At 61.5% G+C, this 24,285-nt stretch carries 25 protein-coding genes; 5 read left to right on the forward strand and 20 right to left on the reverse strand.

Translation table 11 applies throughout. The features are described from left to right. Positions 1-35: 35 nt before the first annotated feature. Genes GY791_06560 through yajC form a run of 4 tightly spaced genes read right to left on the reverse strand, consistent with a single transcriptional unit; the run spans position 36 to position 3,431 of the window. Positions 36-416, reverse strand: a complete 381-nt coding sequence (locus GY791_06560; protein MCP4328082.1) for a hypothetical protein — start codon at positions 414-416, stop codon at positions 36-38. Beyond that, on the reverse strand, positions 413-1,372 hold the full coding sequence (gene secF, locus GY791_06565) for a protein translocase subunit SecF (protein MCP4328083.1): 960 nt from the start codon (positions 1,370-1,372) through the stop codon (positions 413-415). The genes GY791_06560 and secF overlap by 4 nt, the downstream gene beginning before the upstream one ends. An 11-nt stretch (positions 1,373-1,383) precedes the next feature. After that, positions 1,384-3,015, reverse strand: a complete 1,632-nt coding sequence (gene secD / locus GY791_06570; GenBank protein ID MCP4328084.1) for a protein translocase subunit SecD — start codon at positions 3,013-3,015, stop codon at positions 1,384-1,386. Positions 3,016-3,056: 41 nt separating this feature from the next. Then, positions 3,057-3,431, reverse strand: coding sequence for a preprotein translocase subunit YajC (gene yajC, locus GY791_06575; protein ID MCP4328085.1), 375 nt, complete (start codon positions 3,429-3,431; stop codon positions 3,057-3,059). A 186-nt stretch (positions 3,432-3,617) separates the two neighbouring features. Here yajC and GY791_06580 point away from each other — a divergent pair, with 186 nt between their 5' ends. Continuing rightward, entirely contained in the window at positions 3,618-4,475 is an 858-nt protein-coding gene (locus GY791_06580; GenBank protein ID MCP4328086.1) for an ATP-binding protein, read from the forward strand. 12 nt (positions 4,476-4,487) lie between these two features. On the opposite strand, the gene GY791_06585 is transcribed toward GY791_06580, so the two are convergent. From GY791_06585 to GY791_06660, 16 genes are all read right to left on the reverse strand, one after another. Further along, positions 4,488-5,627: a peptidoglycan DD-metalloendopeptidase family protein gene (locus GY791_06585; GenBank protein ID MCP4328087.1), complete on the reverse strand. Its 1,140-nt coding sequence runs from the start codon at positions 5,625-5,627 to the stop codon at positions 4,488-4,490. A 42-nt stretch (positions 5,628-5,669) separates the two neighbouring features. Next, positions 5,670-6,314, reverse strand: a complete 645-nt coding sequence (locus GY791_06590; protein MCP4328088.1) for a protein-L-isoaspartate(D-aspartate) O-methyltransferase — start codon at positions 6,312-6,314, stop codon at positions 5,670-5,672. Further along, positions 6,311-7,078: a 5'/3'-nucleotidase SurE gene (gene surE, locus GY791_06595; protein MCP4328089.1), complete on the reverse strand. Its 768-nt coding sequence runs from the start codon at positions 7,076-7,078 to the stop codon at positions 6,311-6,313. The genes GY791_06590 and surE overlap by 4 nt, the downstream gene beginning before the upstream one ends. Further along, the gene (gene serS, locus GY791_06600) at positions 7,075-8,355 is read right to left on the reverse strand and encodes a serine--tRNA ligase (protein ID MCP4328090.1); all 1,281 of its coding nucleotides are present in this window, start codon (positions 8,353-8,355) and stop codon (positions 7,075-7,077) included. The genes surE and serS overlap by 4 nt, the downstream gene beginning before the upstream one ends. An 87-nt stretch (positions 8,356-8,442) precedes the next feature. Continuing rightward, positions 8,443-9,201 (reverse strand): twin-arginine translocase subunit TatC, encoded by a 759-nt coding sequence (gene tatC, locus GY791_06605; protein MCP4328091.1) that lies wholly within the window; start codon positions 9,199-9,201, stop codon positions 8,443-8,445. Between the two features lie 318 nt (positions 9,202-9,519). Further along, positions 9,520-9,966, reverse strand: a complete 447-nt coding sequence (gene tatB / locus GY791_06610; protein MCP4328092.1) for a twin-arginine translocase subunit TatB — start codon at positions 9,964-9,966, stop codon at positions 9,520-9,522. Between the two features lie 49 nt (positions 9,967-10,015). After that, the gene (tatA, locus tag GY791_06615) at positions 10,016-10,246 is read right to left on the reverse strand and encodes a twin-arginine translocase TatA/TatE family subunit (protein ID MCP4328093.1); all 231 of its coding nucleotides are present in this window, start codon (positions 10,244-10,246) and stop codon (positions 10,016-10,018) included. 84 nt (positions 10,247-10,330) lie between these two features. Beyond that, positions 10,331-11,416 carry an ABC transporter ATP-binding protein gene (locus GY791_06620; protein ID MCP4328094.1) on the reverse strand — a complete coding sequence of 362 codons (1,086 nt, stop codon included), beginning with the start codon at positions 11,414-11,416 and terminating at the stop codon, positions 10,331-10,333. Beyond that, entirely contained in the window at positions 11,409-13,067 is a 1,659-nt protein-coding gene (locus GY791_06625; GenBank protein MCP4328095.1) for an iron ABC transporter permease, read from the reverse strand. The genes GY791_06620 and GY791_06625 overlap by 8 nt, the downstream gene beginning before the upstream one ends. A 157-nt stretch (positions 13,068-13,224) precedes the next feature. Then, on the reverse strand, positions 13,225-13,884 hold the full coding sequence (gene scpB, locus GY791_06630; protein ID MCP4328096.1) for an SMC-Scp complex subunit ScpB: 660 nt from the start codon (positions 13,882-13,884) through the stop codon (positions 13,225-13,227). After that, complete coding sequence (locus GY791_06635) at positions 13,881-14,675, reverse strand: segregation/condensation protein A (GenBank protein MCP4328097.1); 795 nt, start codon at positions 14,673-14,675, stop codon at positions 13,881-13,883. The genes scpB and GY791_06635 overlap by 4 nt, the downstream gene beginning before the upstream one ends. Positions 14,676-14,682: 7 nt before the next feature. Continuing rightward, positions 14,683-15,375, reverse strand: coding sequence for a site-2 protease family protein (locus tag GY791_06640; GenBank protein ID MCP4328098.1), 693 nt, complete (start codon positions 15,373-15,375; stop codon positions 14,683-14,685). A gap of 10 nt (positions 15,376-15,385) precedes the next feature. Continuing rightward, entirely contained in the window at positions 15,386-16,396 is a 1,011-nt protein-coding gene (gene nagZ, locus GY791_06645) for a beta-N-acetylhexosaminidase (GenBank protein MCP4328099.1), read from the reverse strand. Between the two features lies 1 nt (position 16,397). Next, positions 16,398-17,198 carry a hypothetical protein gene (locus GY791_06650; GenBank protein ID MCP4328100.1) on the reverse strand — a complete coding sequence of 267 codons (801 nt, stop codon included), beginning with the start codon at positions 17,196-17,198 and terminating at the stop codon, positions 16,398-16,400. Continuing rightward, positions 17,195-18,949: an arginine--tRNA ligase gene (locus GY791_06655; protein MCP4328101.1), complete on the reverse strand. Its 1,755-nt coding sequence runs from the start codon at positions 18,947-18,949 to the stop codon at positions 17,195-17,197. Before GY791_06655 ends, GY791_06650 begins: the two co-directional genes overlap by 4 nt. Then, on the reverse strand, positions 18,949-20,112 hold the full coding sequence (locus GY791_06660) for a deoxyguanosinetriphosphate triphosphohydrolase (GenBank protein ID MCP4328102.1): 1,164 nt from the start codon (positions 20,110-20,112) through the stop codon (positions 18,949-18,951). Before GY791_06660 ends, GY791_06655 begins: the two co-directional genes overlap by 1 nt. Positions 20,113-20,242: 130 nt before the next feature. On the opposite strand from GY791_06660, the gene erpA reads away from it, so the two are divergent. From erpA to GY791_06680, 4 genes are all read left to right on the forward strand, one after another. Continuing rightward, positions 20,243-20,593, forward strand: coding sequence for an iron-sulfur cluster insertion protein ErpA (gene erpA / locus GY791_06665; GenBank protein ID MCP4328103.1), 351 nt, complete (start codon positions 20,243-20,245; stop codon positions 20,591-20,593). 92 nt (positions 20,594-20,685) lie between these two features. Further along, positions 20,686-21,471: an exodeoxyribonuclease III gene (gene xth / locus GY791_06670; protein MCP4328104.1), complete on the forward strand. Its 786-nt coding sequence runs from the start codon at positions 20,686-20,688 to the stop codon at positions 21,469-21,471. A gap of 26 nt (positions 21,472-21,497) precedes the next feature. After that, positions 21,498-22,787, forward strand: coding sequence for an acetyl-CoA hydrolase/transferase family protein (locus GY791_06675; GenBank protein ID MCP4328105.1), 1,290 nt, complete (start codon positions 21,498-21,500; stop codon positions 22,785-22,787). Continuing rightward, positions 22,784-24,265: a GNAT family N-acetyltransferase gene (locus tag GY791_06680; GenBank protein MCP4328106.1), complete on the forward strand. Its 1,482-nt coding sequence runs from the start codon at positions 22,784-22,786 to the stop codon at positions 24,263-24,265. The genes GY791_06675 and GY791_06680 overlap by 4 nt, the downstream gene beginning before the upstream one ends. Positions 24,266-24,285 lie beyond the last annotated feature (20 nt).

Consider the following 24,285-nt stretch of genomic DNA (forward strand, 5'->3'; position numbering starts at 1 on the left):
CGGGGCCTCGATGGCCCCGCTTTCTTGGGCCGCGATCAGTCGACCGCGATCAAGGCCGCGGCAACGCGACGGCCGTCGGCGAGGAGGAGATTGTAGGTCCGGCAGGCTGCACCGGTGTCCATCATTTCGAGCGCGATTTGGCCGGCCGAGAATTCGTGAGCGATGCTGGGCGGGGACGGCTTGAACTTGGGGCCACAGCCAACGATCAAAATATCGATCTCTGCCGCTCGACTGATGACCAGCCGCAACCCATCAATCGAAATGTCCGAATACCGGCCGGCGTCCCATGGCATCGTGATATCCGCGAATACGATCACCGAGCCGTCGTGAACGACACCGCTGATACGAAACCTTCCGTCCCCATAACCCTGAATGAATTGGCGGCCTTCCGGAACGGCGGGCGTCAGATCGGTCATTTCTTGACCGGCTCGGAACCCACCTCCACCGTCTTCGGGGTGTCGTCCTCATCGCTCTCGAATACGGTGCGTTTCAGCTTCATGTAGAGCAGTAGCGGTGCAGCCACACAGATCGACGAGTAGGTGCCGATCACGACGCCCCAGATCATGGCAAAGCTAAAATCCCGGATAACCGGACCACCGAGCGTAAACAACGCCAGCAGCGCCAACAGCGTCGTCACACTGGTCAACACCGTGCGCGACAGCGTCTCGTTGATGCTGCGGTTGAGAACATCGGCAAGAACCATTTTTTTGAATTTGCGCAGGTTCTCCCGAATACGGTCGAATACGACGACCGTATCGTTGATCGAATATCCGGCGATGGTCAGAATTGCCGCCACCGTCGCCAAATTGAACTCCAACTGCAGCAGCGCGAATATTCCGATCGTGCTGAGAACGTCGTGACTCAAGGCGATGACGGCCGCAATACCGAACTGCCATTCGAAGCGGAACCAGATGTAAAGCAGCATGCCGGCGATCGACAGGAGCACGGCCAAGATGCCGGCTTGCTTCAGTTCCTCGCCGACCTTGGGCCCGACGAACTCGGTTCTGCGATAGGTGACCGTGTCGCCGAGCGATTCCCGAACCGTTTCGATGGCGATTTGTTGGGCCTCTTCGCCGCCTTCTTGCTTTTGAATGCGAATCAGCACGTCGGTCGGCTGGCCGAATTCTTGCAGGTTGATCTCGCCGAGGCCAAGGCTCCCCAGCGAATCCCGCATCGCCGGGATATCGGCGGCGCCCTCGGTGCGCACCTCCATCAGGATGCCGCCCTCGAAATCGATCCCGAAATTCAGTCCGCGCGCCAGGTAAAGTCCGACCGACGCCAGAACCAAGAGCACGGAAAAGGTCAGAAAGACCTTGCGGTAGGGAATGAACGGGATCTTGGTGCCCGGCGGGACGATCTGAAACCTGGCCATGCCCTCGCTTCCTATATCGGCAATGCGGCTGGCCGCTTGCGGCGCAGCCAGCCGACGACCAGGAGACGCGTAACCATGATCGCGGTGAACATCGAGGTCAGGATGCCGATTGACAGCGTGACAGCGAACCCGCGTATCGGGCCGGAACCGAATTGGAACAGCAACACGGCAGCGATCAGCGTCGTAACGTTCGAGTCGATAATCGTCGTCAACGCGCGACGGTAGCCGGCGTCGATCGCAGAGATCGGCGTCCGCCCGGACCGCGCCTCTTCCCGGATACGTTCGAATATCAGGACGTTGGCGTCCACCGCCATTCCGATCGTGAGGACGATTCCGGCGATGCCGGGCAAGGTCAATGTCGCCTGCAGCAGGGATAATGCCCCGGCGATGAGGATGATGTTCATAATCAACGCAACGTCGGCGATGGCGCCGAACAGGCCATAGGCCGCGGCCATGAAGACCACCACCATGATCATGCCGATAATCGCCGCAATCTCGCCGGCGGCGATGGAATCCGCGCCCAGGCCGGGCCCCACCGTCCTTTCTTCCAGTATTTTCAACGGCGCCGGCAAGGCGCCCGCGCGCAGGAGCAGAGACAGTTCTTGTGTTTCGGGGACACTGAATGTGCCGGTGATAATTCCATTGCCACCAAGGATGGCGTCGCGGATCACGGGCGCGCTGATCACTTTCTTATCCAGGACGATAGCCAATTGGCGGCCAACGTTTTGCTGAGTCGTCTCGCCGAATTTCCGCGCGCCCACGGTGTCGAAGCGGAAGCTGACCACCGGCCGGCCATCCTGGATAGTTGGTTGGGCATCGATGAGATGGTCGCCGCTGACGACGACGCGCTTTTTCACGACGATCGGAATGTTGCCCGCTTCGTCGTCATCGTTCGGCAGGATCATCGAGCCTGGCGGCGCCCGCCCCGCGATCGCATCCTGCGGGGTGGCCGTGTGATCGACGAGGTGGAAGGTCATCTTGGCTTCCGCCTGGAGCAGCGCTTTCAGGTCCTCGGGATCCTCAACACCTGGCACCTCGACGATGATCCGTTCCTCGCCCTGGCGCTGAATCGTCGGTTCACGTGTACCCAATTCGTCGATGCGGCGGCGGATGACCTCGAGGGATTGCTGGATCGCCCTGTTCTTGCGGTCGGCGATCATCGCCTCGGTCAGGATGAGCCGAAATTCGCCGTCTTCGGTCGACTCGATTTCCAGGGCGGCGGCCTGCGTTTGGCCGAGACTGCCGACGATATTGGCGACGAATCCCCCTTCCGCGAGGGCGCCGGCTAGCTCGCGGACGAGTTCCTCGACCTCGGCCATGTCGGCCACATCACGCACCGTGAACGACACCGTCGTGCCCGACGCGCCGAGGCCGGTATAACCCAGCCGGGCCGCGCGCATTTGGGTGCGAATTTCGTCGACGACGGATTCGAGCTCTTCCTCGATTATGACGCCGGTTTCGACCTCGAGCAGCAGGTGCGAGCCACCCTGTAGGTCGAGGCCAAGACTGATTTGCTTGTGCGGCAGCCAATCCGGCAGGGTTTCGGCAAATTGGCGGCTGAACAGGTTTGGTATCGCAAAGGCGATACCGACCACGCATACGACAATCACCAATACGATTTGCCAGCGCGGGATATTAACCATCGGCGCGATCCGCCGCTAATCTATGAGATACGACCGGCCGCTCAGCTCTTGACCTTTTCGTCGTCGCTAACGTCATCGTCGTCGTCATCCGCGACCCGCTTGGCACCCTTCTTATCGATGATCTGCGTCACCGTGTCCCGGACCACCTTGACCTTGATCTCGGGCGCGATCTCCACCGTCAATTCGCTGTCGCCGGAAATCTTGGTCACGGTGCCAATGATCCCACCGCCCGTGACAATACGGTCACCGCGGCCGACATCGGCGAGCATCGCCTTGTGATCCTTCATTTTTTTCTGCTGGGGACGGATAAGCAGGAAATAAAAAACGACGAAAATGAGTATCAGCGGGAGAAAACTGACCAGCATACCTCCGCCGTCGGCTTCTGCGGCCTGGGCATAAGCGGGAGAAACGAACATGAACGAATATCCTGTCGAGGAAGTGTCAAAAAAACCGCCGCGACTATAGCGCCCCGCGTCCGAGTTGCAAGCGCAGCCGCGCCCGAGACATATGCGGAACCGGTGCCTTGTTTTCAATCGTATTTATTGACCCCCCGGAATACGCGGGATAGGGTCGCCGCCGCCTCAACCAATGATTTCCGCAATATGAGCGATAAGGATCCCAGTCCGGATTGGCCCCGTATCGCCGACGCGCTCGAGCGGCTGGCCCCCGCACCTCCCGACCGCGCCAACCTCGATGCGGCCGACGCGTTCATTTGGCATGCCGAAAGCGAACGACTGGAACCGGTCCTCAAGGTGAACCGGATAGACCTTTCGTTGTTGTGCGGGATTAGCCGCCAGATCGACCTGCTGCTCGACAACACGCGTCGTTTCGCCCATGGGCTACCGGCCAACAATGCCTTGTTGTGGGGCGCCCGCGGGATGGGAAAGAGTTCCCTCGTCAAGGCGATCCACGCGGCGGTCGATGCCGACGAGCCCGGAATTCTCGGTCTAATCGAGATCCACCGTGAGGACGTTACGTCGCTGCCGCGCCTCCTCGCGACGTTGCGCGACTCGGATCGGCGATGGCTGCTTTATTGCGACGACCTGTCCTTCGACGGCGACGACACGTCATACAAATCGCTGAAAGGCGTGCTCGAGGGCGGCATCGAGGGCCGCCCGGACAACGTCATCTTCTACGCCACATCGAACCGGCGCCACCTCATGCCGCGGACAATGATCGAAAACGAGCGATCGACGGCGATCAACCCATCCGAGGCGGTCGAGGAAAAGGTCTCTCTCTCCGACCGGTTCGGGTTATGGCTCGGTTTTCACAGCTGCGACCAGCAAACGTTCTTGGCCATGGTAACCGGCTATGCCAATCACTATGGCTTGGATATCGACGCCGAGAAATTGGCTGCCGAGGCCAACGAATGGTCGGTCACGCGTGGCGCCAGGTCGGGCCGGGTCGCCTGGCAATTCATTCAGGATTTGGCGGGCCGCCTCGGCAAACGGCTGGACTAATCGATACCGGCGTCAGCCCAAATGGCCGATCGGGTCGATCGCTTTTGCCGAGCGGCGAATCTCGAAATGGAGTTGCGGCGATGTGACGTCGCCGGTGCTGCCGACGCGGGCGATGGCTTCGCCGCGGGCCACCTGGTCGCCGCGCCGCACCAAAAGCACGTCGTTGTGGCCGTAGGCCGTCGACCAGCCATCGGCGTGCTTGATGATTAACAACTGGCCATAACCCTCGATCTCGGTGCCGGCATAGATGACGATCCCGCTTTGGGCGGCCACGACCGGTGTCCCGCGGGGCGCCGCGATGTTGATCCCATCATTGTGCTGACCGCCGGAATTGGGGCCGAAGGTCGACACAACGTCGCCCCGCACCGGCCACAAGAAGCCGCCTTGGGCGAGCGGCGGCGGGTTCGCCGCGCTGGCCGTCTGCTGTTGTCGTTGCGGCGGCGGCGACAGGAGCGCCGCAGGCGGGCTTGGCAGGTCGGTCGAGGCGCCTTGCGGCTTCGACACCGGCGGCGGTGTATCGACCCGCGGCGCGTTCGCGGCATCGTTGGCGGCGGTACCCGACGATCCCGACACCGGGACAGTGGCGATACCGGGCAAATCGTTCCGTGTGACGACCGCCGGCGGGATCGTCGGCACCGACTGGGGCGAACTCGCGACGCCGGTGGTGGCCGATTGCCCGGGACCGCCGGCCAGCGGCGGCGTCTGAGGTTTATCGGGCAGAATCAAGCGTTGCCCCGGATAAATCGTATACGGCGCCGCAATTCCATTTGCCGACGCCAGCATGTCCATTTCCAAGCCGTTTTCGACCGCAATCCGGTAAAGATTGTCACCTCGTTGAACTTCATAGACGTTCGGGCGCGGCAGAATCAGGAATTGGCCGACGCTGAGCGCATAAGGCGGTTGCAGGTCATTGGCCGCAGCCACTTCGCCGAGGCCGAGATCATAGCGCTGGGCAATATTGGACAGGGTGTCGCCGGTCTTGACCACGTGATAACCGGGGTTCGACGGCTGGCCGCCGAGGGTCGCCGGGGCGGTCGTCGGCCGCGCATCGTCCTCGAACAAGCCGCAACCCGACAACAGCACGGTCGCCGCCGTCAAAATGACTACGGCAAGAAAGGGGACACGGATGTAACCCAAACGAGGGTTGGACATGAGCTGTTCTGCCTCATGTTGAACCCCCCGACCAACCCACGCTCAATTATGTTGGCGCTCGGCGTCTCGAATCAAGGGGACAAATCGAACAGGACACAAGGTTGATTCATCGAAACCCGCCTTCGTCCGTCGTATTCGTATCAGCTCTTGGTCGGCGCCCTTACGCCCAAGCGGAATGATCATGATCCCGCCGACGCCGAGCTGATCGATCAGCTCGGCCGGGGGTTCGCTTGCCGCGGCGGTCACGATCATCCGCTCGAAAGGCGCCAGATCGGGCCATCCGCGCGCCCCGTCACCATGCAGAGTGGTGATATTGTATATCCGCAGCTCGGTAAATGTGCGTTCGGCTTCCCGCAAAAGGGACCGGATGCGTTCCACGGAATAGACCCGGCGGCACAACTTCGACAGCACCGCCGCCTGGTAGCCGGACCCGGTGCCGAGCTCGAGCACTTTCATGCGCGGACCCAACTCTAACGCTTGCGACATCAGCGCTACGATGTAGGGCTGGCTGATCGTTTGCCCGTGGGGAAGCGGCAAAGCGGTGTTTTCGTATGCCCGATCGGCGAAGGAGGCCGGCACGAATTTTTCGCGTGGTATTCGTTCGATCGCCGAGAGCACACGCGTGTCCCCGATACCGGACTGGCGAAGCTCCATGATCAAACGGATCTTGCGCGCGTCGAGGCTCAACTGAGGACCTTCTTGAGGTCTCTCAACGTTGCACGATGGGTGAGATCCAGGTGCAGCGGCGTAACCGCGATGGCATTCCGTTCGATCGCGGCTAGGTCGGACCCCTTGCGCGACGCCTCCTCGCGTCGCAACGGCCCGATCCAATAATAAGGACGACCGTGCGGATCGATGCGCTCCTCCAGATGATCGCCCAGTTTGCGGCGGCCCTGAAACCCGACCTCGACGCCCGACACCTTGTCGGCACTGATTGCCGGGAAATTGATGTTGATGAACACGCCCGGCGGCCACCCCGTATCGATCAGTTTATGCAGGAGCTCGGGCGCAAATCGTTCGGCGGTCTTCCACATCGTCGGGCCGCGCCCGTCACGATGCTGACTGAGAGCAATCGCTGGGATTCCTAACAGGGTGGCCTCCATCGCCGCCGCCAAGGTGCCGGAATAGGTGACGTCTTCGCCGAGATTTCCGCCCCTGTTGATCCCCGCCAGAACCAAGTCGGGCGGGTGGTCGAGGAGAATGTGCTTTACCGCGAGGAGGACGCAGTCGGTTGGCGTACCGTCGACCGAATAGCGCTGTTTGGATACGCGGCGGATACGCAGGGGGCGCCGCAGGGTCAGCGAATGCGCCGAGCCGCTCTGTTCCAACGCCGGCGCCACGACCCACACGTCGTCGCTAAGACCTCGCGCTATCCGTTCCAACAGCTTCAGCCCGCTCGAATCGAAGCCATCGTCGTTGGACAGCAGGATTCGCCGGCCCGTCGACGTCATACGGAGACCGCCCCCAAGCGCTCGAGTCCGCCCATATAAGGGCGGAGAACCTCCGGAATGACCACTGACCCATCGGCCTGCTGATAGTTTTCGAGTACGCCAATGAGCGCCCGCCCGACGGCGATCCCCGACCCATTCAACGTGTGAACGAATTGGGTGCCTTTGCCACCCGTCGGGCGGAACCGGGCCTTCATGCGGCGAGCTTGGAAATCGCCACAGTTGGAACAGCTGGAAATCTCACGAAAAGTGCCCTGTCCGGGCAACCACACCTCGAAGTCATGGGTCTTGCGGGCGGCGAATCCCATGTCGCCGGTCGACAGCACGACGACGCGATAATGCAGATCGAGCCGCTTCAGAATTTCCTCGGCGCAGTTGGTCATCCGATCCAACTCCGCATCCGACTCGTCTGGATGAGCGACACTGACCAGCTCGACCTTGTAGAACTGGTGCTGGCGCAACATGCCCCTGGTGTCCTTGCCGGCGGCGCCGGCCTCGGAACGGAAACAGGGAGTATGCGCGGTTACCCGAATCGGCAGATCGGCGGCGTCCAGGATTTCACCCGCCACCAGATTTGTCAGCGGGACCTCGGCGGTCGGGATCAGCCAATGGTCCGTGGTGGTGCGAAACTGGTCGTCGGCGAATTTTGGCAGTTGCCCGGTGCCGAACAGGGCGGTGTCGCGGACCAAAATCGGCACGCTCATTTCCGTATAGCCGAATTCATTGGTGTGAACGTCGAGCATGAACTGGGCCAGCGCGCGCTCGAGGCGGGCGAGCGTTCCGCGCATGACGACGAACCGGGCACCGGCGAGCTTTGCCGCAACGTCGAAATCCATCAGTCCGAGCGCCTCGCCGATCTCGAAATGCTGCTTTGGGGCGAAATCGAACGCCGGTGCTTCGCCGTGCCGTCTAACCTCGATATTGGCGGTTTCGTCACTGCCAACGGGGACGTCGGCGGCGGGCAGGTTGGGCAGGCCCTGAAGGATCTCGTCGCATCTCGCCTGCGCCGCTTGGACCTCGACGTCTTTGGCCTGCATATCGGATTTGAGCGCGGCGACCTCGGCCATGAGTGCCGCCGCATCCTCACCGCGCGCCTTGGCGGCACCGATCTGCTTCGACGCCTCATTGCGACGCGTCTGCATCTCCTGGAGCGCGGTGACGAGTGCGCGATGGTGCGCATCGATCTCGAGCACGACGGCCGATTGCGGCATCAAGCCCCGTTTGACCAGCCCCTCATCGAAGGCTTCGGGGTTCTCGCGTATCCATTTGAGATCGAACATGACAGGTGTCGTGCTGGCGGTTGGTCGGCGGTCGCGGGCGTTATAAGCCTTGCCGCCGATGGCGTCCAGCACACGACGATAACAGCTTTAGGCTTCTTCCTCCGCCTCCCGCTCGGCCCGCTTCTTCTCGACGATGCGCGCCATCAGGATCGATATCTCGTAGAGCACGATGATCGGCAGCGCGAGCCCGACTTGGCTGATGATGTCCGGCGGGGTCAGAATTGCCGCGGCAACGAATGTGCAGACGAGTGCGTACTTACGCTTGGCGGCGAGCCCGTCCGCGCTGACGATGCCAACCCGCGCCATCAGCGTCAAGGCGATCGGCAATTGGAAACTCAGACCGAAGGCGAAGATCAGCCGCATCACCAGCGACAGGTACTCGTTGACCTTGGCTTCGAGTTGGATCGGCAACGAGCCGGGACTTACGTCGGTGGTTTCGAAGCCGAGGAAGAACCGCCAGGCCAGGGGTATCACAAGGTAATAAAGCAAGGCGCCGCCGGCAAAGAAAAGCACCGGTGTGGCGACCAGGAATGGCAGGAAGGCGCGGCGCTCGTGCCGATAGAGGCCGGGCGCGATGAACATCCAAACCTGGCTGGCAATAATCGGAAAGGAAATGAAAATGGCGGCCCAAAAGGCGACCTTGACATAAGTGAAGAAGGCCTCATGGAGCGCGGTGTAAATCAACCGCCGGTTTTCCTGCCCCTCCATTGCATCCGCCAACGGCTGGACCAGGAATCCGTAAATTTCGTCGGCGAAGTAATAGCAGAAGAGAAAGGCGATGAAGATCGCCGCCACCGAGTACATCAGCCGATTGCGCAACTCGATCAAATGATCGAGCAATGGCATCTTCGATTCTTCGATGCCCTCGATTTCGGCCAGCTTTTCGCTCACTGTCCAGAGCCCTTTCTATGAACTCGGAGCCATTCTGACGGAGCGGTTTTGGCCGTCGGGCAGGAGCGAGGAGCGATGACATGCCGGAGCATATCGAGCGACGAGCGACGCTCACGGCGGGCAAAAGCGCTCGTCCCGTAGGGTTTCCATCCGGCGGCCGACCACGGCGTCAGCAAGCTTGCCCGATGCTTCGGCATCGCGCTGCTCGAACTTCCTTGCGGACCGGCGCGCCGGATGCGAAACAGAATTGACTCGGGGTTCATAGAAAGGGCTCTAGGTTCCGGTCTTGACGTCGGCGCTCGCGACTGAGGCCACGTCCTTCGGTTCGGAATCCGGCTGGTCGGCGTTCGCGACTGAGGCCACGTCCTTCGGTTCGGAATCCGGCTGGTCGGCGCTCGCTCCTTCGGACGTATTCGAATCACCGTCGGGGATCTTGATCGGCTGCATCGCCTCCTTGATCGACCCGGTCGGGTCGATCGTGTTCTCGATCTCCTTCTTGATATCGAGCTGGCGCGTGGCATCGAGCTGCTTTTTCATTTCGTCGAGCTCGGTTTCACGGATCATGTCGTCAAGACCGCGTTGAAAGTCGCGGCCGATCGCGCGCACCTTCCCCGCCCACTGGCCGACCGTACGCAATGCGCGCGGCAAGTCTTTGGGACCGATGATGATCACCGCGACCACGATGACCACCAGCATTTCTGTCCAGCCGATATCGAACATGGATCCGCTCCTGGACGATAAAACCGCGAGACGCGACCGGGCGCTAAGTTCAGGCGGTTTCGTCCTTCTTCACAACGACCGGATCCGGGGCCGCCTCGACCTGCTCCGCCTTGACCGCTTCGGGCTTGTCCTCGTCGTCGGTCAGCTCCTCGTTCATGCCCTTTTTGAAATTCTTGACGCCCTTCGCGACATCACCCATCACGCGCGGCAATTTGCCGGCACCAAATATGATGAGGACAATGACCAGAATAAGGACGACCTGCCATACACCGATACTCATTGAAACTCTCCAAGAAACCTTATAACTGCCGTTTGGCGGCGGATAATCGCAAAATAGCCGCCGTGCCGCAACGGTCGTGCCTAGTTAATGTGGCTCTTCCCGCGAAAAAACAAAGGCTTGATCGACATCCAAGTCGATACCGACGATTTCATTCTCCTGGGGCAGAAACTTGCCGGGCACGCGGCTGTGAAGGTGGAGCGATGGCCCGCCTTGCTGGAAAATTTCGAGATGTATCAGGCTGCTACGTCCGATAATACGCGATTCCAGCACTTTGGCAGGATACTCCGGACCGCCGTCAGTGACCCGGCTCATACGAATTGCTTCGGGCCGTATCAAGATATCGACCGCCGTACCTTCGGCCAGTCCATCGCTCGTGATGGTGCCGACCGCCGTGGCTACCCGGCCGTCGGCAACGACGCCCTCGATGCTATTCACCTCGCTGAAGAACTCGGTGACGAAAGCCGAATTTGGATGAAAATATATCTCGATCGGTGTTCCGATCTGGGCCAGCCGACCGTTTTGCATGACGGCGATTAAATCGGCCATGAACATCGCTTCCTCGGGATCGTGGGTCACCATCAATGTCGCCGCCTCGCTATCCTTCAACACATGGAAAGCTTGGTCGCGAACTTGCTCCCTGAGACGCTGGTCCAAGCCCGAAAAAGGCTCGTCCAGCAGCATGACCTTTGGCGATGGCGCCAACGCCCGGGCGAGCGCCACCCGCTGTTGCTGCCCACCGGACAGGGTGTGGGGATAGGCAGCGGAATAATCGAGCATGCCAACCTGGTCGAGCACGTCGTCGACACGCGCCTTGCGTTGTGCGGCGGCAATCTTTCGTAATCCGAAAGCGACATTGTCGGCGACGGAGAGATGCGGAAACAGGGCGTAGTCCTGGAACAGCATTCCGACGCCCCGCTCCTCCGGCGGCAGCAGATGACCGGGTCCCGCCACTTCCCGGCCGCCGATCATGATCCGTCCCGATTGCAGGTCCTCGAGCCCCGCTATGAGCCTAAGCAGAGTCGTCTTGCCGCACCCCGACGGTCCAACCAAACAAACCACTTGCCCAGGCGCCACCGCGAGATGAACGTCATCGGCCGCGACGATGTCGCCGTATCGATGGTCGACGTTTTCGACCACCAAAGCCGGATGGCGCGAATCCAGCTCAGCCATGGTGGTCGCCCGGGCGGGCACGAGCGATCGCCCGGCTCAGGATCACGACCGGCACGATACCGACAAGGACGATGGCCAGCGCGGCGCTCGAAGATTCGGCGAGTTGCTCATCCGAGGCCAGTTCGAAAACCCGGATCGCCAACGTATCGTAGTTGAAGGGGCGGATAATAAGGGTCGCCGGCAGTTCCTTCATGACATCGACGAACACCAGAAGGCCGGCGGTCAACAGGCTGCTCCACATGATCGGCGCATGAACCCGCCACAAGGTACCCACGGTCCCGGCGCCAAGGGTCCTCGCCGCGCCGTCCATGCTTCGCGTCACGCGGCCCAAGCTGGCTTCAACGGTCCCGACCGAAACCGCCAGAAACCGCACCAGATAAGCATAAATCACGGCAAACAGGGTGCCGCTCAGCAGCAAACCCGTCGATATGCCGAAGATCGCCCGCATCCAGGTATCGACCGAGTTGTCGATCGCGGCGAAGGGCAGGAGCACACCGACCGCGACGACCGCGCCTGGAATCGCATACCCCATTCCGACCACGCGGATCGCCAGTTCGGTTACCCGTCCCGGCCGCAGGCGATTGCCATAGGCCATGATTACAGCCAACAGGACCGCACAAGCCGAGGCGATTGTCGCCAGGGTCAACGAGTGAAGGGCAAGCTTGAAGAACCGGGCATCGACGGTCTTGTCAAATGTTTCGATTGTCCACACCGTCAGAGCAGCGCAGGGAATGAGAAACCCGAAGGCGACCGGCGCCAAGCATGCCATGAAAGTCAGGGCGCGGCGGCCGGGGTCCAGTTCGCGTCGCGGCAGCGGCCGGTAAGTCACTGTCGCATGGTGGAAACGCGCGCCCCTTCGGTGCCATCGCTCGAACAGGATCAGCACCAGCATGAAGAGCATGAAGACGGCGGCGAGTTGTGCCGCGGCCGCCGGGGAGCCTAGACCGAACCAAGTACGATAGATCCCGGTGGTAAAGGTGTCGACGGCGAAGTACTGAACCGTGCCGAAATCGTTCAACGCCTCCATTTGGGCGAGGGCAACGCCGGCGACGATCGATGGCCGCGCCAGCGGAATGGCGACCAGGAGGAAGCTACGCAGGCTGCTGCAACCAAGTGTTCGGCTGACTTCCAGAGCGCAGACCGATTGCTCGAGAAAAGCCGATCTGGCGAGCAGATAAACATAGGGGTACAGCACCAGGGTCATCATGACTATGGCACCACCGAGGGACCGTATCTCGGGAAACCAGTAGTCTCGAGCCGAGGTCCAGCCGAACACGTCGCGAAGTCCCGATTGCACCGGTCCCGCGTAATCGAGCAGGCCGGTATAGGTGTAAGCGATCACGTAGGCGGGAACCGCCAAGGGCAGCAACAATGCCCATTCGAACAGACGCCGGCCGGGAAAATCAGCCATGGTCACGAGCCACGCCGTGCCCACGCCGAGGACCAGAACGCCGGCCCCGACCCCGATCATCAGCCACAGCGAATTGATCACATAGGACGCAAGCACCGTCGAAGCGAGGTGCTGCCAGATATCCCCGCTGGGTACCAAAACGAAGGCCGCGACGACGAGCACCGGCACGGCGACCATGAACGCGATCAGCAGGATCAACACCGTCCATGGCCTGAACTCGATGCGGCCCCGCGCGGGCATGAACCGAGCCTGCACCTGGTCGGTCGATTCAGTCACGCCGTCGGTTCTTTTGTTTGGTGCAACATGGCGGGTCCGGTCACCGTAAGAGGTGCTGCATATTATTGCGAATGCGTCGCATATACAAGTTAGTGATTTCGCAGGAAATCAACGGCCTCGGCTAGGACTCTTCTCCCAGCGCTTGATTGAAATCGTCCTCAAACTCGTCGACTTCCCCGATGTCGTCGGCACCGCTCGGATGCTCGTCCGGATCGGGTCCGGTGGAAACACCGGCGACGGTCTCGATGGCCGGCCGCGAATCCAACAAACCGGCGCCCTTGAGTTCCTCGATCCCGGGCAGATCGTCGAGCCCTTCGAGGCCGAAATGATCGAGGAATCCGGTGGTCGTGACCCAGGTTACCGGGCGACCCGGTGTGCGCCGCCGCCGGCCCGGTCTTACCCAGCCGCTCTCGAGGAGTGTGTCCAGGGTGCCCCGGCTAATCTGCACGCCCCGAATCTCCTCGATTTCGGCGCGCGTAACCGGCTGGTGGTAAGCGATGATTGCCAAGATCTCCACGGCCGCCCGCGACAGCTTGCGGCTAACGACAGTTTCCGTGCGCAGAAGTGGTGCGAGATCCGGCGCCGTCCGAATCGCCCATCGGCCATCGCGCCGCAGCACGTTGACCCCGCGATTGGCATAGAGCGATTCGAGCTCCCTCATCAGCGCATCGACGTCCGTCCCCTCGGGCAGGCGCGACGCGATCGTCCGTGCATCGACCGGTTCCGCAGCGGCAAAGAGTATCGCCTCGATCAGGCGCAGGTGTTCGTGATCTTCACTCATGTCGATGTCCGTTTCGCCCGCACGAAGATTGGGCCGAAGAGTTTGTCCTGACGTAACTGCACGTGGCCTGATTTTGCCAATTCGAGACTGGCCCCGAACGTCGCGGCGACCGCCGACCTTCGAGTCAGAGGGTCGGCCAGGCCCTTCGGCAGATAGCTCGAAAGCGTCGCCCAATCCGGCATGGAGTCAAGCTTTTCGGTCAATCGAACGAGCGCTTCCTCGATTGAAAACAGTATGACCGGATCGGAAATGCTGTAGGTCCCACCGGTGGTCCGGCGCTGCTGCAAACTGTAGGATTTCAGGAGCTCGAACAGGCTCGCGTCGTAGACCGAACTGCGCAGCACGGGAAACGATTCGGGCTCGCCGCGCGGGAATACGTCGCGGCCCAGGTGCGGGCGCTCGAACAAGGCGGCGCCGGCGTTACGCATGGATTCCAGGCGGCGCAGTTGGAACGCCAAGGCAGCCGCCATCTCGGCGCCGGTCGGCTGTTCGCCGTCGTCGTCCGGCGGCGGCAGCAGCAGCCGGGATTTCAGATAGGCGAGCCAGGCCGCCATGACCAGATAATCGGCGGCCACCTCGAGGCGAAGATCCCGGGCGGCAGCGATGAAGGCGAGGTATTGCTCAGCCAACCGAAGTATCGAGATCTTGGTGAGATCGACCTTTTGCTCCCGGGCCAGCGCGAGAAGGACATCGAGCGGCCCCTCATAGGCCCCCAATTCGACCACCAGTCCGCCCTCGTTCGGCGGTGGTTGAAAATCGGTCTCAAGCCCGAATCCTTCGTCCGTAACCATGGTTAGCCTATGATAATCCGACCAGATTCAAGATGATCTCCGCCAGGAACGATACCGGCACGAGGATAATATATTCGATCGGGTTGAAGTCGAGGCCGATTGCGTTGGTGACCATCGGAGCGAGAAATAGGATTCCGATGATGAGCACCAAGCCGACCCGTTCGAGCCGTGCCAGGCGGAAGGCCATGGCGTCGGGCAGCAATCCGACCGCGACCCGGCCGCCATCGAGCGGTGGTATGGGAAACATGTTAAAGACGGCCAATACAAGATTGATAATCAGGGAATTTCTTAGATTCTCAAACACCCACTGGCCGAACTCCAGCGGCAATATCGGGATAATGTGAATGAGGGCGGCGCTGATCAACGCCAGCCCGAGATTGGTACCGGGCCCGGCCGCCGCGACCAGGATCATGTCCCGGCGCGGGTGCTTGAGCCGGCTGAAATTGACCGGCACCGGCTTGGCATAGCCGAAGATGAACGGAGATCGCGCGATCAATAAGACCGCCGGGATGAGAATCGTTCCCACCGGATCGATGTGCTTGAACGGGTTGAATGTCACCCGACCTTTGACGAAAGCGGTCGGATCGCCGAGACGCCACGCGACATAGCCATGGGCGGCTTCGTGGAAGGTAATGGCAATGATAACCGGCAGTGCCCAAACCGAGAGCCCGGTCAGAATGGCGTCGAAATCTATCCCCATCATGCCAGCCTTAGCCCAAAAGGTCGGCCAGCGCCGCGGAAGCCGCTGCAACGTCGAAATCGGCCGCAGCCCCGATCAGCCGTGTCCCACGCTCGTAGCGTTCCCATCCCGCAGCGCCGAGTTCCGGGCATTCATCGGCGATCTCGCGCATTTCGGTCAGATCTCCATTGCAATGAAGAATCACATCGCAACCGGCGGCAAGACTGAGCCGGGTACGATCGGCCATCGAACCGGCGAGCGCACCCATGCTGAGGTCGTCGGTCAACAGCAGACCGTCGAATCCGATTTCCCGGCGGATGACTTCTTCGATTACGACCTTGGAGAGGGTCGCCGCCATGGTCGGATCAAGCTGCTCATACAGGACATGCGCGGTCATCGCCCAAGGCATGTCGCGCAGCGCCTGAAACGGCACAAAATCAGTCTCCGCGAGCGCCGCCCTCGACGCATCGACGCGGGGCAGGCTCTTGTGACTGTCGGCCCGCGCCCGGCCATGCCCCGGTATATGCTTGATCACCGGCGTGACGCCCCCAGCCATCAGCCCTTCGCATGCCGCGCGCCCCAGTTCCGCGACGACCAAGGGATCGTCGCAATAGGCCCGGTCGCCGATGATGTCATGGGATCCCGCGGCCGGAATGTCGAGCACGGGCAGGCAATCGACATCGATGCCGATCGCCAGCAACTCGGCGGCAAGGAGGCGCGCGTTCAAACGAACCGCATCTTTGGCGCGGTCTTTATCGATTGCCGCCAAGCGGCCAAAAACGGCCGCCGCAGGAGCATCCCGCCAATGCGGGGGAGACAGCCGCTGAACCCGGCCGCCTTCCTGGTCGATCAGGACCGGGGCCCTGGAACGGTCGATGCATTCGCGCATGGCGAGTGTTAGCGCAGCGACCTGTTTCGGGCTTTCGCAATTCCGCGCGAACATAATGAAACCGAGCGGCGACACGCTGCGGAAGAACGCCTTTTCTTCCGAGGTGAGTTCCAAACCGCCGCACCCGAAGATGACCGCTTTCGGCCTAGCCATGCTAACGCCGCACCACGAGACACCCGACGTTGCGTTGGGTCAACACGGCACACAACCGTTTCCCTTCGGCCTCGGTGGCAATCGGACCCGCTTGAACGCGGTAGTAGACGCCCTTATCCTCGCCGAGATCGATTTTCTGGATTACCGGCTCGAGGTCCGCCAGGACATCATAGTGCTTGCCAATCAGGGCGTCCCAAGCCCCAGCGGCGGCGGCCGGCGATCGCATCGAAGCGAGCTGCAGCCGAAACGGCGAAAGATCGAATTCGGCGCCCTGTTGGGTCGACCCGTCGACGCTCGCCGTTTCGGCGGCGCCAGACTCGGCAACGACCGGCGGCGGTGGCTTGGCACCTGGCGTGCTCGGAATATCTTCATTCGCTGTTTCGGTCGTCGCGGGCGGGGTCGCTACCGGTGGAAGGGTACTCGACTCCGGCTGGGCCAACTCCGGCATGGGTTTGGGACGGCGTGTGATGATTGGCTCTTCCGGGCCCGGCCCAAGCTGCGCTTCCTCTTCCTTGGCCGGACCGGGTGCGATCTTGCCGTAGACCAAGGTATCGCGATAAGGCACTTCCATGCCGCCCGGTGCCTCGGGGCGGACTTTGATCGGCTTCGCGTCGGCGGTGATTACCGGCGCCACGCTTTCGCTGCCATAGCGGATACCCTCGGTATAGGCATACCACATTCCGATACCGAACCCCGCGAAGACGACGAGTACGAGCACGCCCACCCATACCCGGCGGCGGCGAGGTCTTTCCTCGAACGTAGTTGGTTCCCCTGCGTGATCGTCAAAATCCTCGGACGTCACCGCATCTCCTCCACGGGCGTCACGTCGAACACCTCCAGACCGGACGCGATCACGATGGCCATCGCGCGCACCAGGGCCATTCGCGCCAGTGTCGCCGGCATGTCGTCCGCCTTCACGAATCGCAGGCTGGCATCGTCCCTGCCCTTTGTCCATAGGTGGTGGAAGGCGGCGGCAAGATCATACAGGTAGAAGGCCAAGCGATGCGGCTCATGCGCCTCGGCGGCGGCCTCGAGTGCCCGCGGCCAGGTCGCCATCGCCTTGACCAAGGCCATCTCCTCTGGCGATCCGAGCGGCGACAAGTCGACGCCGGCCAGCGCCGCGTCTGATAGGTCGGCGTCGGGAAAGGTTTCGCGCGCCTGACGCATGACGGAGCAATGCCTGGCATGGGCGTATTGCACATAGAATACCGGGTTGTCCCGGGATTGTTCGGTGACCTTCGCCAGATCGAAGTCCAATGGCGCATCGTTTTTCCGGGTCAGCATGATGAACCTGATGACATCCTTGCCGACCTCGTCGATCACGGCGCGCATGGTGACGAAGGACCCGGCCCGCTTCGACATCTTGATCGGCGCCCCGTTGTCGAGCAGGTTGACCATCTGGCAAATCTTGACGTCGAGTTCGGCTTCCCCGTCCGATACCGCGGCAACCGCCGCCTTCATGCGCTTGATATAGCCCCCGTGATCGGCGCCCCAGACATCGATCATGGCGCGGAAGCCGCGCCGGTACTTGTCGTAATGATTGGCGATATCGCTGGCGAAATAGGTCCACGAACCGTCCGATTTCCGGAGCGGCCGGTCGACATCGTCGCCGAATTCCGTCGCCCGGAACAAGGTCTGCGGTCGCGGCTCCCAATCTTCCGGCGCTTTGCCCTTCGGCGGTTTCAGCACGCCGGTATAGATCAGGCCGCGGTCCTGCAGGGCGGCCAACGCCGCGTCGACGGCGCCTTCGTCTACCAATGTGCGCTCGGAGGTAAAAACCTCTTGGCGAACGCCGAGCGCCGCGAGGTCGTCTCGAACGAGATCCATCATCGCCGATATGGCGAAATCACGGACAACCGGGAGCCATTCCTGCTCGTCGACATCGCGCCATTTATCGCCGTCGCGCGCCGCCAGGGCCCGGCCAACAACTTCGAGGTAGGCGCCCGGATAAAGGCCCGACGGGATGGTGCCGATATCCTCGCCGAGCGCTTCCCGGTACCGAAGATAAGCCGACCGGGCCAGGGTATCGACCTGGCTGCCGGCGTCATTGATGTAGTACTCGCGGGTGACCTTATGGCCGGTTTTTTCGAGCAGCGCCGCCAACACATCGCCAAACACCGTTCCTCGCGCATGGCCGACATGGAGCGGACCGGTCGGATTGGCGGAAACATACTCGACATTGACCAGGGCCCCGCCGCCCATGTCGGACTCGCCGTAGGCGGTCCCCTCGCGCAATATGATTTCGAGCTCGTGCAGCCACACCGAGGCCGCGACCCGCAGATTGACGAACCCGGGGCCGGCGATTTCCGCTTCCACTACATTGGGCAGCGCACGGCAACGCTCGACAATCATCGCCGCCAGATCGCGCGGTTTCATGCCGGCCTGCTTGGCTAAGACCATGGCGGCGTTCGTCGACAGGTCGCCATGGGCGGAATCGCGCGGCGGCTCGACCGTCACGCGCCCCACGTCGAGGCCCGCCGGCAAAATGCCATCACCCGCCAATTCTTCAAGTATCAACAGAAGATCTTTATTGAAATTACTGAAAACAGACATTATTCGAGGTTCAAACGATGTTGCTCCAGAGCGTATCGGTCGGTCATTCCGGCGATATAGTCGGCGATTGATCGGGCGCGCCGCGGCATATCCTCGGGCTGAAATCGGCTCTGCCATTCCAGCGGCAGCGCGGACGGATTGCTCATATAGAACTCGAACAACGCGCCGACGACGCGCCGGGCATTCGCACTCATTTCATTGACGTGGGGGTGTCGATACATGTGCGCGAACAGAAAGTCACGCAAGACCGCGAGTTGTGCCACCGTTTCCGCAGAGAACCCGACCACCGGATTAATGTGCCGACGAATGTCGGCGGCGGTGGATGGCGCCAATTCGTTGATGCGGCTGGTCGTCTCCTGAACGAGATCGTCGACCATGTGGGTGATCAGCCGGCGAACGACTTCGTTTATGAAACGGTGGGGTTCGATATCGCCGTACCGGTCGCGCACATCGTCGATAAGGCTGCCGACCATCGGCACATCGGCGATATCGGCGGTCGCGAACAGCCCGGCGCGCAATCCGTCGTCGATGTCATGGTTGCTATAAGCGATATCGTCGCAGAGTGCCGCGATCTGGGCTTCGGGACCGCACCACGTCGCCAGCTCAAGGTCGTGTTCGGCCACATAATCGGTGATCGCCGCCGGAATCGGCCCCCTATCCTCGCTTTCTGAAACCGGTCCGTTGTGCTTGACCACGCCTTCCAACGTTTCCCATGTCAGATTGAGCCCATCGAAATTCGCATAACGCCGCTCGAGCCGGGTCAGGATCCGCAACGTCTGAGCATTGTGGTCGAAACCGCCAAAAGGGCGCATGACTTCGTCGAGAGCCTCTTCGCCGGCGTGACCAAACGGCGTGTGGCCGAGATCGTGCGCCAAAGCGACCGCCTCTCCAAGATCGTCGTCAAGGCCCAGCGCTCGGCAGATCGAGCGGGTAATTTGGGCGACTTCGAGCGAATGGGTCAGGCGCGTACGATAATGGTCGCCCTCGTGATTGACGAAGACCTGGGTCTTGTATTCCAGGCGGCGGAAGGCGGCGCAATGGATGATCCGGTCCCGATCCCGCTGGAACGGCGTACGGCTCGTGCTCTCGACTTCCGGGAAAAGCCGGCCGCGTGTCAGTTCGGCGTGACTGGCAAAGGGCGCCAGCGTTCGGTAGGTTGTCATGGACGGACCCTATAGCCCGTGGCACTTCGGGCAACAAGCGCTGACCCTATCCCGATATTGAAAAACCGGTCTTTGCTGATTATCTCGACGACAGGACACCGAATACCGCGTCAACAGGCGAAAATGTAATATGTCGCTCACCGAGACCCCAACAACCGGGATGTCGATCAGCCCCAGCGCGGCCCGCCGTATCGCGGAATTGCGCGCCGCCGAAAGCAATCCGACCCTTATGCTTCGGGTCTCGGTCTCGGGTGGCGGATGCTCCGGATTCCAATATGGGTTCGCGTTCGACGACACGATCAACGAGGACGACCAGGTCTTCGAGCGAGGCGACGTCCGAATCGTCGTCGATTCGGTTTCTCTGGATTTCCTCAATGGCTCGGAACTCGACTACGTCGAAGAACTGCTCGGGTCCTATTTCGCGGTCCAAAATCCCAACGCCAGCTCGTCTTGCGGCTGCGGCACCTCTTTCTCGATCTGATCGGCCATTCCGCGAGTCGGATGCGGCCTGACATTGCGCCGCATCGTTAGGTTTGCGAAACTTCCGGCTTGGCAACGGACGGCGGATTGACAATGACCCGCATCGCGACCTGGAACGTCAATTCGATCAAGGCACGGATCGTCAACGTTCTCGATTGGCTCAAGGAAGCCGCACCCGACGTCGTTCTGCTGCAGGAGACAAAGGTCCTCGACGAAAATTTTCCGCTGATCGAGGTCGAGGATCTCGGCTACAACGTCGAAGCGGTGGGTCAAAAGACCTACAACGGCGTCGCGATTTTTTCCAAGCACCCAATAGAAGTCGCCCAGCGCCGGCTTCCCGGTGACGACGACGATGATCAGGCGCGCTATGTCGAGGCGTTTACCGCCGGCCTTCGCGTGGCATCGATCTATTTGCCCAACGGCAACCCGGTCGATTCGCCGAAATTTACCTATAAGCTCTCGTGGATGGCACGCCTGACCGATCACGTTCGTGGGCTGCTGGCCCTCGAAGAGCCGCTCGTTCTCGGCGGCGACTACAATCTGTGCCCGACCGATGCCGATGTCTACGATCCCATTCGCTTCGCCGACGACGCCTTATGCCGCGCCGAATCCCGGCACCATTACCGCGCCCTGGTCAATCTCGGACTCACCGACTCGTTCCGCGTTCTCAATCCTCGACAAGGCATATACAGCTATTGGGACTACCAAAGCGGGCGCTGGAATAAGGACGAAGGCCTACGGATCGATCATCTGTTGCTGTCGGCCGAAGCCGCGGACAGGCTGCTCGCCTCGGGCATTGACCGCACTCCGCGGGGCAAGGAAAAACCCTCGGATCACACGCCGGCGTGGGTTGAACTCGCGGAGCCCGGCGCGGCGTGAAATCCAACAACCCGACGCCCGGTTCATTGCCGAAACCGGTATCGGCCGCGACCGCCGTCAGCGGCATCGCCTCCGGCGAGCGTGTTCTTATCGGCAGCGGGGCAGCCGAACCGCGAATGCTGGTCGAGGCCATGACCGCCCGCGCCGATCAGCTTCGCGGCGTCGATATCGTTCACATCATGACACTCGGGCCTGCACCCTACACCAATCCGGAATACGCCGAGAGCTTCAAGCACACGGCCTTTTTCGTCGGTACGAATACGCGCCAAGCCGTGCTCGACGGTCGCGCCGATGCGGTTCCGATCTTTCTCGGCGAGATACCGGCGCTGTTTCACGAACGCCTGCCGCTCGACTGGGTGTTGGTTCAGCTCAGCCCGCCGGACCGCCACGGCTTCTGCACCGTGGGCGTCTCCGCCGACCTCGTGGTCTCCGCCATCCGCAACGCCCGCCACGTGGTCGCCGAGTTGAACCCCCAGATGCCTCGAACCCTTGGCCAAACGGCGGTTCATGTGAGCAAGCTTCACGCTGTCGTCGAGGTCGACCACCCGTTGCCCGAGTTGCCACCGATTGATCCCAACGAAGTCACGACGCGGATTGGCGCCAATGTGGCGAGCCTGATTCGCGACGGCGACTGCCTGCAGATCGGTATTGGCGGCATTCCCAACGCGGCGGTGGCTCAAATTGCCGACCGCCGGCATTTGGGCATTCACACCGAAATGCTGACCGATGGCATCGTCGAGCTGTTCGAGGCCGGCGCCATAGACGGCAGCCTCAAATCTTTGATGCCGGAAAAAATCGTTTGCAGCTTTGCCATGGGCACCAAGCGGCTCTACGAATTCGTCGACGATAATCCGTTGTTATTCTTTGCCGGCAACGAATTCACCAACGATCCTTTCACAATCGCGCGGAACGACAATGTCGTGGCGGTCAACAGCGCGATCGAAGTCGACCTCAGCGGGCAGGTGAACAGCGATTCCTTCGGTGTCGAATTCTATTCCGGAATCGGCGGCCAGGTCGACTTCATGCGCGGCGCCGCGCGCAGCCGCGGCGGCCGACCGATCATTGCGCTGCCGAGCACGGCAAAAGATAAAGCGCTCAGCCGTATCGTGCCGACCCTGAGACCGGGCGCTGGCGTCGTAACCAGTCGCGGCGACGTCCATTATGTGGTGACAGAACACGGCGTCGCCGATCTCTATGCCAAGGGGGTTCACGAGCGCACGGCCGCGTTGATCGAGATCGCTCATCCCAAATTTCGCGACGAACTCGAAGCCAAGGCCCATGAGCTTCGACTCCTGCCACGGGGAGCCGCCGGGTGACCGACGACGGCGGGGCCACACCCGAGGTCGAAACCATCCGCATCGCCCTGGGACGCGACCATCGGATGATCGCCGTGGCGAGCACCGCGTTGGGCGACGGCATGAAGATACTGGGCCTGGCGGACGAAAAGGCCGATGGACTCAAGACCCTGATCGAATCTTTCTGCCAAGGCATATCGGCCGATGATCGAATGTTCGATGAGCAACCGCGCTGCGAACTCGCGCTTCTCTCCCGGCCGGGATCGCTCGTCGTTCGCATTGACGATGAAGGCATGCCGTGGAACCACGCCGCCGATATTACCGATCCCGAATCGCCGTTGTTCGAGTCATTCCACGGCGGAGTGGTTGATGAGGTTCATATTCTAGACCGTGGCCGGCAAGGTAATCGGGCGGAGTTCATCGTGCGGCATCGCGGACACGGCGCCGATACCCGGGCTTCATTGGATCCGAGCGATCATGAGGCGCGCCGCACCGCGCCCCTTGTGCCCGCCGACGCGCCAATCCGGATCCGCCCCATGAAACCCGACGACGCGGCGGGCGTGGCGCGCTGCGTCTACCTATCCTACGGCTACACTTACGATGCCGACTGGGTCTACCAGCCGGACGCCATCAAGCACATGCTCGAGACCGGCTTGCTCCATTCCTGCGTTGCGGTATCGGCCGAGGATGAAATCGTCGGTCACTTGGCCCTGCTCAAACCCGCGCCCGATGCCGGCGTGGTCGAATCGGGCCAGGCGGTGGTCGACCCCCGCTATCGCGGTCACCATCTGCTCGCCTCGATGAAACGAACTCTCGCCGATTGGGCCGCCGACAATGGGATATTCGGGCTGTATAGCGAGGCCACGGCGGCGCATCCAATCAGTCAAAAGGCGAATATCGACATCGGCGCCCATGAGACCGGATTGTTGTTAGGCTATATCCCGGCAACGGTTTCCTACCGTCAGATCGAAAATGCGGCCGAAAACCGACGGCGCTCGGTCGTGATGTACTATCTCAAGACAAACGACGCCCCGCCAAGGCCGATCTATTCGCCGGACCGGCATCGCGACATGATCGCACGCCTCTTTGCCGCGGGCGCGCTCCATGGCCAGCTTGCTCGGTCACCGGGACCGATCGAGTCGGGAGGCATCACGCGGTTCGACGTTCAAGTCCGGCGGGATCACAATCAGGCGGTCATTTCGATCAACACCTATGGCTCGGACTTCGCCGATACGGTTCGGCGCCGCCTTCACGAACTGTGCCTGCATCGGCTCGATTGCATATATCTCGATCTACCCCTCGCCGATCCAGCCACCGAGACCTTCGGCGAGGTGGCCGACAATCTGGGATTCCTGTTTGGCGGGATCTTCCCAAACCAGCGGCGTGACGGAGACGTCCTTCGATTTCAGTACCTCAACAACGTCGATGTCTCATTCGACGAGGTCTCGGTCGTCTCGGATCTCGGTCGCGCCCTCCTCGACTACGTCTCGAAAGCCTGAAGGGTTTAGCCCTTCATCGC

The organism is Alphaproteobacteria bacterium (genome assembly GCA_024244705.1).
Classification (GTDB): domain Bacteria; phylum Pseudomonadota; class Alphaproteobacteria; order JAAEOK01; family JAAEOK01; genus JAAEOK01.

Coding starts and splice junctions, on each gene's coding strand:
- surE (MCP4328089.1), bottom strand. CDS start 7,078: ATGACGTCGACGGGCCGGCGAATCCTGCTGTCCAACGACGATGGCTTC.
- GY791_06580 (MCP4328086.1), top strand. CDS start 3,618: ATGAGCGATAAGGATCCCAGTCCGGATTGGCCCCGTATCGCCGACGCG.
- GY791_06635 (MCP4328097.1), bottom strand. CDS start 14,675: ATGGTTACGGACGAAGGATTCGGGCTTGAGACCGATTTTCAACCACCG.
- nagZ (MCP4328099.1), bottom strand. CDS start 16,396: ATGGCTAGGCCGAAAGCGGTCATCTTCGGGTGCGGCGGTTTGGAACTC.
- tatC (MCP4328091.1), bottom strand. CDS start 9,201: ATGCCATTGCTCGATCATTTGATCGAGTTGCGCAATCGGCTGATGTAC.
- GY791_06640 (MCP4328098.1), bottom strand. CDS start 15,375: ATGGGGATAGATTTCGACGCCATTCTGACCGGGCTCTCGGTTTGGGCA.
- GY791_06655 (MCP4328101.1), bottom strand. CDS start 18,949: ATGTCTGTTTTCAGTAATTTCAATAAAGATCTTCTGTTGATACTTGAA.
- scpB (MCP4328096.1), bottom strand. CDS start 13,884: ATGAGTGAAGATCACGAACACCTGCGCCTGATCGAGGCGATACTCTTT.
- xth (MCP4328104.1), top strand. CDS start 20,686: ATGACCCGCATCGCGACCTGGAACGTCAATTCGATCAAGGCACGGATC.
- serS (MCP4328090.1), bottom strand. CDS start 8,355: ATGTTCGATCTCAAATGGATACGCGAGAACCCCGAAGCCTTCGATGAG.
- GY791_06620 (MCP4328094.1), bottom strand. CDS start 11,416: ATGGCTGAGCTGGATTCGCGCCATCCGGCTTTGGTGGTCGAAAACGTC.
- erpA (MCP4328103.1), top strand. CDS start 20,243: ATGTCGCTCACCGAGACCCCAACAACCGGGATGTCGATCAGCCCCAGC.
- GY791_06625 (MCP4328095.1), bottom strand. CDS start 13,067: ATGCCCGCGCGGGGCCGCATCGAGTTCAGGCCATGGACGGTGTTGATC.
- yajC (MCP4328085.1), bottom strand. CDS start 3,431: ATGTTCGTTTCTCCCGCTTATGCCCAGGCCGCAGAAGCCGACGGCGGA.
- GY791_06585 (MCP4328087.1), bottom strand. CDS start 5,627: ATGTCCAACCCTCGTTTGGGTTACATCCGTGTCCCCTTTCTTGCCGTA.
- tatB (MCP4328092.1), bottom strand. CDS start 9,966: ATGTTCGATATCGGCTGGACAGAAATGCTGGTGGTCATCGTGGTCGCG.
- GY791_06660 (MCP4328102.1), bottom strand. CDS start 20,112: ATGACAACCTACCGAACGCTGGCGCCCTTTGCCAGTCACGCCGAACTG.
- GY791_06560 (MCP4328082.1), bottom strand. CDS start 416: ATGACCGATCTGACGCCCGCCGTTCCGGAAGGCCGCCAATTCATTCAG.
- secD (MCP4328084.1), bottom strand. CDS start 3,015: ATGGTTAATATCCCGCGCTGGCAAATCGTATTGGTGATTGTCGTATGC.
- secF (MCP4328083.1), bottom strand. CDS start 1,372: ATGGCCAGGTTTCAGATCGTCCCGCCGGGCACCAAGATCCCGTTCATT.
- tatA (MCP4328093.1), bottom strand. CDS start 10,246: ATGAGTATCGGTGTATGGCAGGTCGTCCTTATTCTGGTCATTGTCCTC.